The organism is Photobacterium leiognathi, assembly GCF_030685535.1.
GTDB lineage: Bacteria > Pseudomonadota > Gammaproteobacteria > Enterobacterales > Vibrionaceae > Photobacterium > Photobacterium leiognathi.
On the sequence record NZ_CP131599.1, the window covers coordinates 40,665 to 52,797 of the forward strand.

15 protein-coding genes are annotated in these 12,133 nt (G+C 35.5%); 7 read left to right on the top strand and 8 right to left on the bottom strand.

Annotated elements, in window-relative coordinates; translation table 11 throughout:
- Window position 1: 1 nt before the first annotated feature.
- The 3 genes from Q7674_RS00180 to Q7674_RS00190 all read right to left on the bottom strand — a co-directional run bounded on the left by Q7674_RS00180 (window position 2) and on the right by Q7674_RS00190 (window position 1,967).
- Window positions 2–457, bottom strand: a complete 456-nt coding sequence (locus tag Q7674_RS00180) for a hypothetical protein (protein ID WP_052679904.1) — start codon at window positions 455–457, stop codon at window positions 2–4.
- Between the two features lie 6 nt (window positions 458–463).
- Complete coding sequence (locus tag Q7674_RS00185) at window positions 464–1,288, bottom strand: GTPase (RefSeq protein WP_052679905.1); 825 nt, start codon at window positions 1,286–1,288, stop codon at window positions 464–466.
- Window positions 1,289–1,568: 280 nt separating this feature from the next.
- Entirely contained in the window at window positions 1,569–1,967 is a 399-nt protein-coding gene (locus Q7674_RS00190; RefSeq protein ID WP_045065528.1) for a TerB family tellurite resistance protein, read from the bottom strand.
- A gap of 942 nt (window positions 1,968–2,909) precedes the next feature.
- Between Q7674_RS00190 and Q7674_RS00195 the strand changes: the two genes are divergently transcribed.
- The gene (locus Q7674_RS00195) at window positions 2,910–3,284 is read left to right on the top strand and encodes a hypothetical protein (RefSeq protein ID WP_045065530.1); all 375 of its coding nucleotides are present in this window, start codon (window positions 2,910–2,912) and stop codon (window positions 3,282–3,284) included.
- A gap of 120 nt (window positions 3,285–3,404) precedes the next feature.
- Here Q7674_RS00195 and Q7674_RS00200 read toward each other — a convergent pair whose 3' ends face one another.
- The 4 genes from Q7674_RS00200 to Q7674_RS00215 form a co-directional block, all read right to left on the bottom strand.
- A complete protein-coding gene (locus Q7674_RS00200; protein ID WP_045065531.1) occupies window positions 3,405–3,854 on the bottom strand; it encodes a PTS sugar transporter subunit IIA in 450 nt (149 codons plus the stop codon).
- A complete protein-coding gene (gene ulaA, locus Q7674_RS00205; protein WP_045065533.1) occupies window positions 3,851–5,107 on the bottom strand; it encodes a PTS ascorbate transporter subunit IIC in 1,257 nt (418 codons plus the stop codon). The genes Q7674_RS00200 and ulaA overlap by 4 nt, the downstream gene beginning before the upstream one ends.
- 10 nt (window positions 5,108–5,117) lie before the next feature.
- Window positions 5,118–5,387: a PTS sugar transporter subunit IIB gene (locus tag Q7674_RS00210; protein ID WP_045065534.1), complete on the bottom strand. Its 270-nt coding sequence runs from the start codon at window positions 5,385–5,387 to the stop codon at window positions 5,118–5,120.
- Window positions 5,388–5,663: 276 nt separating this feature from the next.
- Entirely contained in the window at window positions 5,664–6,134 is a 471-nt protein-coding gene (locus Q7674_RS00215; protein WP_045065570.1) for a hypothetical protein, read from the bottom strand.
- 338 nt (window positions 6,135–6,472) lie between these two features.
- On the opposite strand from Q7674_RS00215, the gene Q7674_RS00220 reads away from it, so the two are divergent.
- The 5 genes from Q7674_RS00220 (at window position 6,473) to Q7674_RS00240 (ending at window position 11,083) form a co-directional block, all read left to right on the top strand.
- On the top strand, window positions 6,473–7,036 hold the full coding sequence (locus tag Q7674_RS00220) for a hypothetical protein (RefSeq protein WP_237156759.1): 564 nt from the start codon (window positions 6,473–6,475) through the stop codon (window positions 7,034–7,036).
- A complete protein-coding gene (locus tag Q7674_RS00225) occupies window positions 7,020–7,463 on the top strand; it encodes a hypothetical protein (RefSeq protein WP_045065537.1) in 444 nt (147 codons plus the stop codon). The genes Q7674_RS00220 and Q7674_RS00225 overlap by 17 nt, the downstream gene beginning before the upstream one ends.
- Before the next feature lie 122 nt (window positions 7,464–7,585).
- A complete protein-coding gene (locus tag Q7674_RS00230; RefSeq protein ID WP_107229630.1) occupies window positions 7,586–8,275 on the top strand; it encodes a TnsA endonuclease N-terminal domain-containing protein in 690 nt (229 codons plus the stop codon).
- The gene (locus Q7674_RS00235) at window positions 8,268–10,076 is read left to right on the top strand and encodes a TnsB C-terminal domain-containing protein (protein ID WP_045065539.1); all 1,809 of its coding nucleotides are present in this window, start codon (window positions 8,268–8,270) and stop codon (window positions 10,074–10,076) included. The genes Q7674_RS00230 and Q7674_RS00235 overlap by 8 nt, the downstream gene beginning before the upstream one ends.
- Window positions 10,077–10,090: 14 nt before the next feature.
- Complete coding sequence (locus Q7674_RS00240; protein ID WP_045065540.1) at window positions 10,091–11,083, top strand: TniB family NTP-binding protein; 993 nt, start codon at window positions 10,091–10,093, stop codon at window positions 11,081–11,083.
- Between the two features lie 200 nt (window positions 11,084–11,283).
- Here Q7674_RS00240 and Q7674_RS00245 read toward each other — a convergent pair whose 3' ends face one another.
- The gene (locus tag Q7674_RS00245; protein ID WP_045065542.1) at window positions 11,284–11,490 is read right to left on the bottom strand and encodes a helix-turn-helix domain-containing protein; all 207 of its coding nucleotides are present in this window, start codon (window positions 11,488–11,490) and stop codon (window positions 11,284–11,286) included.
- A gap of 91 nt (window positions 11,491–11,581) precedes the next feature.
- Here Q7674_RS00245 and Q7674_RS00250 point away from each other — a divergent pair, with 91 nt between their 5' ends.
- Window positions 11,582–12,130 (top strand): VspR family transcription factor, encoded by a 549-nt coding sequence (locus tag Q7674_RS00250; RefSeq protein WP_305422181.1) that lies wholly within the window; start codon window positions 11,582–11,584, stop codon window positions 12,128–12,130.
- Window positions 12,131–12,133 lie beyond the last annotated feature (3 nt).

A 12,133-nucleotide genomic window follows, 5' to 3' on the forward strand; every position in this document is an offset into this window, starting at 1 on the left:
TTTACTTCATCTCATTTAACTGATTATATAGTTTTTCAATATCGGCTAATTGAGCATCTAAGCTCATCACTTCATTCTGTATCTGAGTTGCTTTACTCGAACTGTAAAAAGCAGTTTTGGTTTTCTTTTCCATCAATGAGGAGTCTGAAATAGCTAAAGCTGCTAAATCTTTATATGACATTTCCGTAATGCCATATTTCTCAATAATCACTTTTGATTTTTGCTGAGCAAATGACTGCAACGCTCTGACTTTTTGCGCTTTGATACGGGCTTGCTCTTGGCGTTGGGCTTCTTGACGTTTTTTTTCCGCTTCCGCTTGTAAACGCTCTCGCTCTTCTCTTGCTTCACGTCGAGCACGACGTTCTGCTTCTTCTCTTTGCTCTTCATCGTAAGCATTTTTTGCAAATGCCGTAACGCCAGCAGCCACTGCTGCACCAATTAACCATGGAATAGCCATAATCTTTTACCTTCTCGCCGATACAGCACTAACCAATTGTGCAATTTCTTGTTGATAATGTTTATATTGAGAACTCAAACGATATTGATACTCCGATAAATCCTCAATAACTTGTTTTTTAGCTTGGTCTAGCTCAACAAGTAATTTACTTTTTAAACGATGGATCTCATTAGCTCTAAAAGTCGTAATTTCTTTTTTCAACGTTTCTGTCAATGTAAATATGGAGTTCATCCCACTTTTTTCGCAAAAAATAGGCTTCGATTCTTGTATCCCTTTTAAATAACGGGTCGCTGATACAGAAATCACATTCAGATCCTGTAAATCCATTGAATTTTTTAACTGCTGAGCAATCGTTTGTTGAACAAGAGATAAATCTTCTGGTGTTTTTTGATCGATTTGAGTCAAAATCAAAAACATCTTTTTACGATAATTTTTATCTTGTTTGGCTAATTGCTGAAACACATTCATTTCATATTTATCTAATTCACCTGCTGTGACTTGATGAACAAGAAAAATAAAATCAGCAACTTCAAATGCACCTTTCATTGCAGCAGCATCATCTTCACCGTGAACATCAGCATCAAGTCCTGGTGTATCTACCCAAATAACATGATTATGTTCATAATCTTCATTACAGATCGTTTCTCGCTTATCAGCTGTTTTAAATTTATTATGACCGACAATGGCATTTAATAATGTGCTTTTACCGTGATTGTATTTACCAAACACCGCAATTCTTGGTAAGCTCTTTTTATCACTTAATAAATACATTAAGCGTTTTAAATTTCGTTCAGAACTTGGAATAATGCGAGTAAATTGTTCTATATTCATTTTATAACTACTCTATATATTTCATCATAATGACATTGTTCTTGAAGTTGATTGCATACTTCGGCATTTTTTTGATAATACTCATCTAATGAGATCACAGAGAGAAAAAATGCCTGATAGCCTTCATCAATTCGACAAACTAAAGGCCGCTGAGCGTATATCTTGCAGCCTTTCTCGAATGAGTAATGTTTACAGATCCCATTACCATTATGATAATTGTCTAACGCTCTTACTTGGCTAATGTTTTGACAACACAAACCGCATCTTGAGCAAGGAAAACTCATAAATGAATCAATGCCTCACCTTGAAGCAACAATGCAGAGATCCCTTTAGCCCATTCGCGATATGTAATAGCTAAATTAGGATTTAACTCAAAATGCTCAACAATCATATCAATCAAACTTTGTTCTTCTTCAGACACAACACCATCGGCATAAATTAATGCCATCAGTTCCAGTAAAGCAATTTTCTTATGGCTTTCTAATTCAAAGGTATCAAGAATCACTGATAAGTCGAAATTGTGATGATTATAAGAAATATCATCCATTTGCATTTCCATACAATATTTTGCAATGACGACCTGCTCTTCAGATGAAAAGTTCTTATCAGAGTGAGCTATATGATGAGCTAGGTGTAAGAAAGCTTCTTTTTCACCTAAATTTAATCGATTTAAAAACATACAACACCTACACAGTAAAGAAGTGCTTTGTTATATACCTTTTTTATTAACTATAGTGTGACAACACACAAAGAAATAATATTTAAAAACATGATGTTAAATGAGCATTTCTGAATCAAGTACATCTTTTACATTACGCACATTAATATGCAACAGCAGCATATATTTAACCCATAAGATATAACACACACCCTCAACATTAATGGGGAGAAATGTAGCTAAGACGGTAGAGTCATCCTTTGAATTAGTCACATGAACCATCGACCTAGTGAAAATTGTCTATGAATAACGATGAACCGATTCCAAGGCTATAAACTCAATGTGGGGGCTTTATGATCTAAACAACCTTAGGTAACCATCGCTTTCGTCAAACACAGGGGTTTATTGATTACCGATTGGAACTAATAAAACGGTCGGACCTAAACTCTCCCGATTACTCAACGCTATCAACTAGAAGTGGCACAGTCGTATTAACAACACCTCATTTCAATAAAGGTGAAAGCCATCCTGTGATATTGCAGCTTTCGCAATTGATTCTACTGGGTTTAAGGTAGTTTGATCCTGACGGATAGCGGACAAAAACATGCTTAGTTCGAAGCACACATGAAAAAGTCCATTTGGGCACCAATAATAATCATTATATTAGTCGGTAGTTGAGGTACGAAGGTAAGCACGGATCTGCATGGTTTCCCCTCAATTGGTTCAATTTAAGTTGGTTTCTAAATTCAGTTCAGTATAGATGGTTTTACAAATGAAGCGGTAAGGGTTGAGAGGCGGTAGGGAGTGGTTTTGTTCGGGTATACCTAAAAACAGTCATTCAAACAATATAACTCTCTTATAGAATTTAAACTTTAGTTACATCAGAATACAGACTGTATGATTTAACACTTAAGTTTACACTGACTGCTTTCTAGAAAATGTCGTAATATAAAATTAAGAGATATGAAAATAAAATTACTAGGTTTATTGATATTTAGCTTTCCCTGCTTTGCTCTTTCGTCAGCTGGTTATGAAGTCTCTGTGATGGTTAAAGATTCAGAAAAAGAGTTAATTTTCCCGCCAATGGAAATGCCTTCATTCGGTAAAAAAGTAATTTCTCAAGCAGGGGATTGTATATACTCTGGAGAAATCACCCAAGAAAGTAAAACTTCTATTCGATTAGAGGCGAAAATGTCTTGTCATTATAAAGACGGTGACTCTTTTATGGACATGCCAGGATTCTCTCTCAATAGTTCTGGTCAAGAAGCGAGTATCGAAATTGGGGATGAAGGTGCAAATATGTGGAAGTACAGTGTTGAGGTTAAGCCCAAAAGTTAAGTTTATATATCAATAGACTTCGGCGTTAATAGTTAACTTTGACGCTTTGATTTATAACTTTTTTAAAGTGCCACCTAAGATTTAGGTGGCATCTATTCGATTAATTTTCTATAAAAATCATTAATAACGTTTCAAAACGTCAATAATATTAGCTTTCTCATGGGCATTAATAAGAGCATTGATGTCACCATCATTCTGGAATAATTCAGACAAGGCCATAATTGTATTAATGTGGCTATTAGAATCTTTTGCCGCTAAGGTAATTGAAAGGTACACATCGCCATTATCCTCTGATTCAAAGTTAACACCACTCTGGAATACAGTTAGCTGAAGAGCAGACTCATTAACTCCATCTTCAGGTCTGGCATGAGGCATCGCGATTTTAGGAGCTAATACGTAATATGGACCGATTGCTTTATGTTGTTGTTTTATCGCTTCTACATAGCGAGGTTCAACTTTATCGTTACTTATCAATGTTGAACATGCTAAATCAATGGCAGAATCAACTGAAAGATTTGATTCAGAGGTAATAACAATACCTTCAGGACCAATTAAATCATATAAACTCATGATACAACCCACCCTAATACTAGTCCAACTACACCAAAGTCAAAATCAGAGAATGTTGTTGCTTCAAGCCCTAGACCACCAAGCACTGGCAGTAACAGCATAGGTAATATTGAAATACAGATCCCCTGCGTGAACGCACCTAAGATTGCACCTCGTAAACCACCTGTCGCATTACCATATACACCCGAGGCACCTCCGACAAAGAAATGAGGAACGACTCCAGCAACAATAATTGTCCACCCCATCATTCCTTGAATAGCCATCATAAGAAGACCAGCAGAAAAAGAAGACAAGAAACCAATTAACACTGCGTTTGGTGCTACAGGAAAGACCATTGGACAGTCCAGAGCAGGTTTTGCTCCAGGTACTAATTTATCTGAAATACCTTTAAATGCAGGAACGATTTCAGCGATTAACATCTTCACGCCTTGCAGAACGATGTATACGCCACCAGCAAATGTTAAAGACTGCATAAAAGTAAATACAACCCAGTTTTGACCATTGGAAATCGTATTAACAAACTGTCCACCAGCAATGACAGATGCAATCATGAAAAATACTGCCATTGTTGCTGCAACTGCGACTGGAGTATCTCTTAGAAACATTAAGCTTTTGGGTACATTAATATCTTCTGTTGTTTTAGAAGTATCACCAAACTTGCTGCCAATATAACCAGAGATCACGTATGACAGTGTAGAAAAGTGTCCCATTGCTAATTGATCTGTGCCCATGACTTTTTCAGTATATTTTTGGGCGATAGCTGGCATTATAACCATGAGTGCACCAACGATTAGTGAACCAATAGCAACTAATGCTGTACCTTTAATTCCCCCCGTAGATAAAATAACTGCAACTAACATCGACATGAACATCGTGTGATGTCCCGTTAAAAAGATATATTTTAACGGTGTAATACGAGCCAAAATAATATTAACAATAAAAGCAAAAAACATGATTAGTGCCATTTCATAACCAAACGTTTCTTGAGCAACAGCTACTATCGCTTCGTTATTGGGAATAACACCACTTACGCCAAACGCTTCTGTAAATACTGTTGAAAAGTTATTTAAAGCGCCAATCAAAGCATTTGCACCAAAACCAAGAATTAAAAATCCCATTACCGTTTTGATGGTGCCTTTTAATATTGTTGATATATCTGATTTCTGTGCAATTAAACCAATAAAAGCAATTAGTCCAACCATAATGGCGGGCTCTTTTAATAAGCCCAGCATAAATTCAAAAAAGTTGTGCATGGCTATAACCTTAAATAAATACTTTTAGTTGGTCTTCAATAGATGCTTTATCAAAAATATTTTTAAGGCTAACAATATTTTGTTTTCCAGCCGCTTCTAATTGTGTTGCAACATCAGTTGCTGCTACCCAAATATCAGCATTACTTGATGATGCCGATGATAAATCCTCATGATCAATATCCGCAACGAAACCGATTTTATTTGCTACATCTTTAACAGCCATTTCCATCATTAAAGAAGTGCCTAAACCGTTACCACAAACAACTAAGATCTTTTTCATTTTAATATTCTCTCTGTAGGATATTCAGGGGAAGCTTATTTCCAGCCCTTTTATTATGCAGAAAGCTTAAAGATTAAATTAACTTTAGAAATAGATCTAAGTCACAAAAGCAAAATGAGATTGTGAGGCAGATCAACTAATAGAATAATTAAAACAAATGATAATTCTTAATTTTTTATGGAAAATAAAAGAGTGTGATGAATATTACATTATGCTTTATTGCACTTTTTCCTTATTTAAAATATATAGCCGAATCTAATTAATTGATGATAGAAATCACTTACCATAATCTTTTAGCATTTTCTTAAGGAGAGTATTTACATCCTTTGTTTTTTTATTTCTTTTAGTAAGAGCACTTAATGAAGAAGGCGCTTCTAAGGTCTCTTCCTTTCCATCACTTTTACCTGTTTTTTGAAGCATTTTTTGAACAGAGGCCATTAGAAGGCGAACATCTTCCTCCCTGTCATTTTTCAACAAGACGACATTTTCTGACTCAACTGCCACAATAGTTAAGACGCCATATTTCACTGATTCAATTTTTTCACCGACCATTATTGATTCAGGAGCAACAGTACTATCAGTCAGCTTTCCCGCTCTAAGTTTTGCAGCACTAATAGCCCTGATGTTACCTGTGTTTTCGAAGAATACGATAACTGTATGAGTGTTAAAATAATCGATCACTCTAACGTAACCATGTTTATTCGTCTTAAACCTTGCGCCATTCTGCATATCTTGCGGAGCGGTCATTTTTTTTGCTTCTATCATCACAACAACATCCTAACTACACTGGCAATATGATAGCCATTTTTATACTCCATCCCAAAAGTTATGTATAAATAGATATCTAAATTCATTCTATTTATTCGCTATGGCAGTACTCGTATCAAGATAAATGCATTTCCCGATGAAATAGATTTATCACCTGTGACCAATAAATACATTTGAGAATAATACTCATCATGTTTTTACATAAAATATTGAGCTAACTTGCACTTTATAAATTATCTCTCTTTTACTCAATTTGAACAACAAAATAAGCACTAAGTTTTATATTGTCATATATATAATTATTGGTGGTCAAGATAGTGAAAAAACTTCTGTCATTAAAAGAATTAAAAAGATGTACCTTTAGTGTGCACCCAAACGCCAAACCTGCCTTTGACTTTTTCTTTAATCACACCCATCTATTCTGCAGGAGTCGATTAAACACTTCGACTTTGCATGTACTTAATCAAAACCAAACATTTTATGGAATAAAGAAACAGGAAGATGAAATAGCACTATTTTCAGGATATGAATTTATCGGATTTGATTTAGCCAATATCGATGTAACACAACACAATGTCATTATCTTGCCCTCACTCACTGATGAAGAAATCACACTGCAAGCATGGATTGCCACTTTACGCGTTGTATTAACCTCAGCCCCAACTGAGCATCTAGAGAAGTTCAGACGTGCATTAAATGATTCTGTACCATCTTACTGTATTAGGCACCTATTCGAGCAAAAATCTATTACGCAAAAGGTTTGGAGTGAGATAAACGCAGTATCTCGCGATACATTGGCAAAACAAAATCAAAAGATGAATAAGACAAAAGAACCTCAAATCTCAATTTTCGAGCGACTTGAAAATGAATATGCTGGATAAAGGTGAAATAACATCGCGCTTCAAAGAAAGGAACAAAGCTCGCTTTTTTCAAGCGTTGTTTCCTTTTTCAAAAAAAGAAAATGCTGCCATCGCAAAGGAAGTAATTCGGCTTTGTGCATTACTATCAGATAAACACCGTGATTCTTTTGAAGAGTACTATTTATTAATTGAGGAAGCACAAAAACACCAAGAGATTTCTTCAATTGATACGATTTCCCTACTGGAAATGATTACGAAGAAGAAACAACTTGGAACTCACTTTATTCCCGCTTTTATTTGCTCAACATTATTGCGTACTTCTTACAACAAAGATAAATTTGAACAATATAAAGCCTTGGCCTTACTCACTATTGCTCGTTTATCTTACATCGGTGAACATGACTCAAAAATAAAGACACTGAGTGATGAAATTAGACTCTTTTGTTAATACAGCCATAAAATGATAATTACAGCTATTAAATGATAATTATCACAACCATAAATTGCTCTTTCCTTTTCATGGTCTAAACTTTAGTAAGTTTACGACATTTCTCTGTAGAGGCAATTTATATGTCTTGCCTACCAACGCTCTCGACAACAACTATTTCTGCTTTAGAGAATGCTTTTGATACGCCCGCTCGTAATCTAAAAAAATCTCGCGGAAAGAATATTCATCGTTTTGCAAGCGCAAAAATGGGAAAGAGGATCACTGTAGAATCATCTCTAGAGTGTGATGCTTGTTATCATTTTGATTTTGAAGCAAGTATTGTTCGATTTTGTTCACAACCAATTCGACTTATATATTTTATCAATGGGAAGCGTCACACCTATGTTCCTGACTTTTTAGTTCAATTTGATACCCATGAATTTGTTTTATATGAAGTCAAATCAGATTATGCCAAGAATAAACCTGATTTTGATTTTGAATGGGAAGCAAAAGTCCAAGCCGCATTTGAATTAGGACTAGAATTAGAGCTTCTTGAAGAAAGAGATATTAGGGATAAGGTGATATTAAAAAACCTAAAACTCATGCATCGATACGCTTCAAGAGATGATTTGGATAATGCACAAAATGCTTTGTTAAGTCTTTTAAAAAATAATGGTACTCAAACTGCAAGATCATTAGGGGAACATTTGGGCCTAAAAGGTCGAACAATTTTACCAATTCTATGCAATTTACTATCAAGGTGTTTACTCTATACGTGCTTAAATAAGCCGTTGTCACTTGAATCTCAATTTAAGTTAGGTAGTTATGCCTAAGAAAGCATTTTCGAGTTTCTACAGAAAAGTATCAGCGACAGAAGCTCAATCTGCATCGAGTGAATCTGAATTTGAAGTTAATTATTCAGAAGTTGCTACGTATAAAGATATTTCTGCGTTTCCAGATAAAATTGCTGCGGAGATTTCATTCCGACTAAACATTCTTTGCTTATTGAACCTTAAATGTAAAAAGATTGTTCCTAAATCAATTGAGCCACACCGCGTAGAATTACAGCGGAATCATGAGAGAAAAATACCCAGTGCAATAACCATTTATCGATGGTGGCTTACTTTTCGAGAATCACAGTACAACCCCATTAGCTTAGCCCCTGATTTTAAAAGTAGAGGTAATAGAGAGGCAAAAGTTCCAGCACTTGTTGATGCTATTATGGAACAAGCTGTAGAAAGTGTTATTTCTGGGCGAAAGGTCAATATTTACTCTGCATATAAACATGTTCGGCGCAAAATTCGTCAATATAACTTAAAGTACGGTACGAAGTATGAGTACCCCGCATATGAATCAATAAGGAAACGAGTAAAAAAGAAAACACCGTTCGAAGTTTTAGCAGCAAAGAAAGGCGAACGAGTAGCCAAGAGAGAATTTCGTCGAATGGGGAAAAAGATCCTTACTTCTAGTGTACTAGAGAGAGTTGAGATAGATCATACTGTCGTTGATCTATTTGCCGTACACAAAGAACATAGAATCCCATTAGGGCGACCTTGGCTGACCCAGTTAGTTGATTGTTACAGTAAAGCTGTTATTGGCTTCTATTTAGGCTTTGAGCCCCCTAGTTATGTGTCGGTTTCATTGGCGCTCAAAAACGCTATACAACGCAAAGATGACTTAGTTTCTTCATACGAATCGATTGAAAATGAATGGTTATGTTATGGGATTCCTGATTTACTGGTAACAGATAATGGTAAAGAATTTTTGTCTAAAGCGTTTGATAAAGCATGTGAATCACTGTTGATAAATGTACATCAAAATAAAGTCGAGACACCCGATAATAAACCGAATGTTGAACGTCACTACGGTACTATCAATACTTCTCTATTAGACGATTTACCAGGGAAAGCTTTCAGTCAATACCTTCAGAGAGAAGACTACGACTCCGTGGGAGAAGCAACTCTTACATTAGATGAAATTAAAGAAATTTACTTGATTTGGTTAATAGATATTTATCATCAAAAACCGAATAAAAGAGGAACTAATTGCCCAAACATCGCATGGAAAAGAGGCTGTGAAGCATGGGAACCCCAGGAGTTTTCTGGAACGAAAGAAGAGTTAGACTTCAAATTCGCTATCGTAGACCATAAGCAACTTAACAAAGAAGGTATCACCGTTTATAACGGACTTGTGTATAGCAGCGAACGTTTAGCCAAATATCGAGGGCGTAAAGGAAATCATAAAGTTCAGTTCAAATATAATCCTGAGTGTATGGCTACTATTTGGGTATTAGATCAAGATGAAAATGAATATTTCACAGTTCCTGCTATTGATTATAAATATGCAAGTAGTGTATCCCTCTGGCAGCACAAGTACAATATGAAGCATCTAGAAGAACTAAATTCTAAAGACTATGATGAAGACAATGAAATTGATGCTGAAATAAGAATTGAAAAAATTGCAGACCAATCAATTCTTAAAACCAAAAAAATCACCGCTCGGCGACGCGGAGCAAGACACCAAGAGAACAGTGCTAGGGCTAAAACCGTTAGCGTAACTAAGCCTGCACCTGACAAAGCAAATGAAGAAAATACTGTCATTGATGATAGCGATTGGGAGATCGATTATATTTGAAGGTTTCCGTGTTTATGAACACTCGTGAAGAGCGAATATCAAAAGCAAAAAAAGCATTTGTATCTACTACAAGTGTGAGAAAAATTTTGAGCTATATGGATAGATGTAGAGACCTATCCGACTTTGACTCTGAACCAACTTGTATGATTGTTTTTGGCGCATCGGGCGTGGGTAAAACGACTGTGATAAAAAAATATTTAAGTCAAAACAAACGAGAGTCTGAAATGAGGGGCGATATAATTCCAGTCCTACATATCGAATTGCCGGATAATGCGAAGCCAGTAGATGCTGCAAGAGAGTTGTTGTTGGAAATGGGTGATCCACTAGCGCTTTATGATACAGATCTAGCCAGATTGACAAAAAAACTCACGGATTTAATACCTTTGGTTGGAGTTAGGTTAATTATTATCGATGAGTTTCAACATTTAGTTGAAGAAAGATCAAACCGGGTTCTCACGCAAGTAGGTAACTGGCTAAAAATGATACTTAATAAAACGAAATGTCCAATCGTTCTTTTTGGCATGCCATATTCAAAACTTGTACTGGAAGCAAACTCACAACTAAATGGACGATTCTCCATTCAGTTTGAACTGCGCCCCTTCAGTTATGAGAGTGGTAAAGGTACATTCGAAAAATTTTTGAAGCACCTTGATAAAGCTTTACCTTTTGAAAAGCAGGCTGGTCTAGCTAACGAAAGTTTACAGAAAAAATTATACGCATTCTCTCAGGGAAACATGCGCTCATTGAGAAATCTAATTTATCAAGCATCTATTGAAGCAATTGATAAGCAACATGAGACTATCACCGAAGAAGATTTCGTTTTTGCATCCAATTTGACCTCTGGTGATAAACCTTCTACCTGGAAAAATCCTTTTGATAAGAATGTTAAAGTGACGAAAGACATGTTGCGGTCACCACCAACGGATATTGGATGGGAAGACTATTTGAGAAATACCACGTCAAAGAAAATTAGAACTTCAAAACAGAGAAAAAACTATTTCGATTAACACCAAGATTATCAAAATTTATCAATATCAGACCAGAAGAATCATGATAGTAGTATCTGCAACTAAACAGGCATTTGAACTAATCAACTAAAGATCTCAAAAACGTCACATTATCTGTATCGACCACTCTAGCTCATGGGCAAACTCGAAAAAGCGATGAGGTAATTCTCACTCGTATTTATACAATAACTGATATTGGTTTATGGTAAAAGCTCCCTCACATCACACTCAAGCACTTTTGCTAGTTGATATGCTTTTTCCAATGTAATGTTTACTTCACCACGTTCAATTCTACCAATGTAACTTCTATCTATATCTGCTTGTAGTGCGAGTTGATCTTGTGAAATACCTATATCACGGCGCTTTTGACGTAAGTTTGTACCAAATCGTTTTGCTAAGTCTTTCATTTTAATAGAGACCTAAAATGAAAGACTATCCAATATTGATGATTATGTTACCACGGACTATAATCCGCAAATTAACATAAGAAATGTTCCCATGACTGATTTAGTAAAAATACATCCTGATATATTGATGGCTTTAAATAAAGTAAATATCGAGCAGTTTAAAGTAACGACAATTCGAGACTTAATTATGCAAGTGTCTCCTAGTTATACAAATAAAGACACTGCTAGACTTTTTGTGTCGCGAAATCTGATGGATTTAGTAGAAAAAGGAGTATTAACTTCTATCGGTTTAAGACACAGAAAACGCTTTAAAAAATGTGATGATTTCCATTTGATAAAATTCAAAACTAAAAAGCCACACAAAAACCAAAATGAAAAAAAAGCACTAAAGATTCAATCAACTAAACCTGCCTTAATTTCAGATAGTTGCGTCAAGTTATTAAAAACACAAAAAGCTAAAATGGAAGCTGAATTGTCTATCAAGATGGCTGAAACAGAACAATACCAAGTCATGATTGAAGAGTTTCCTGAAACAACTGACGTTGCATTAGCACTTCACTCTGAAGCAAAGACAAATGCAGCAGAAATCATCGGCAAGATTCGAGCTATTTCTAACCTACTGTCACATAGTCATAAATAAGGA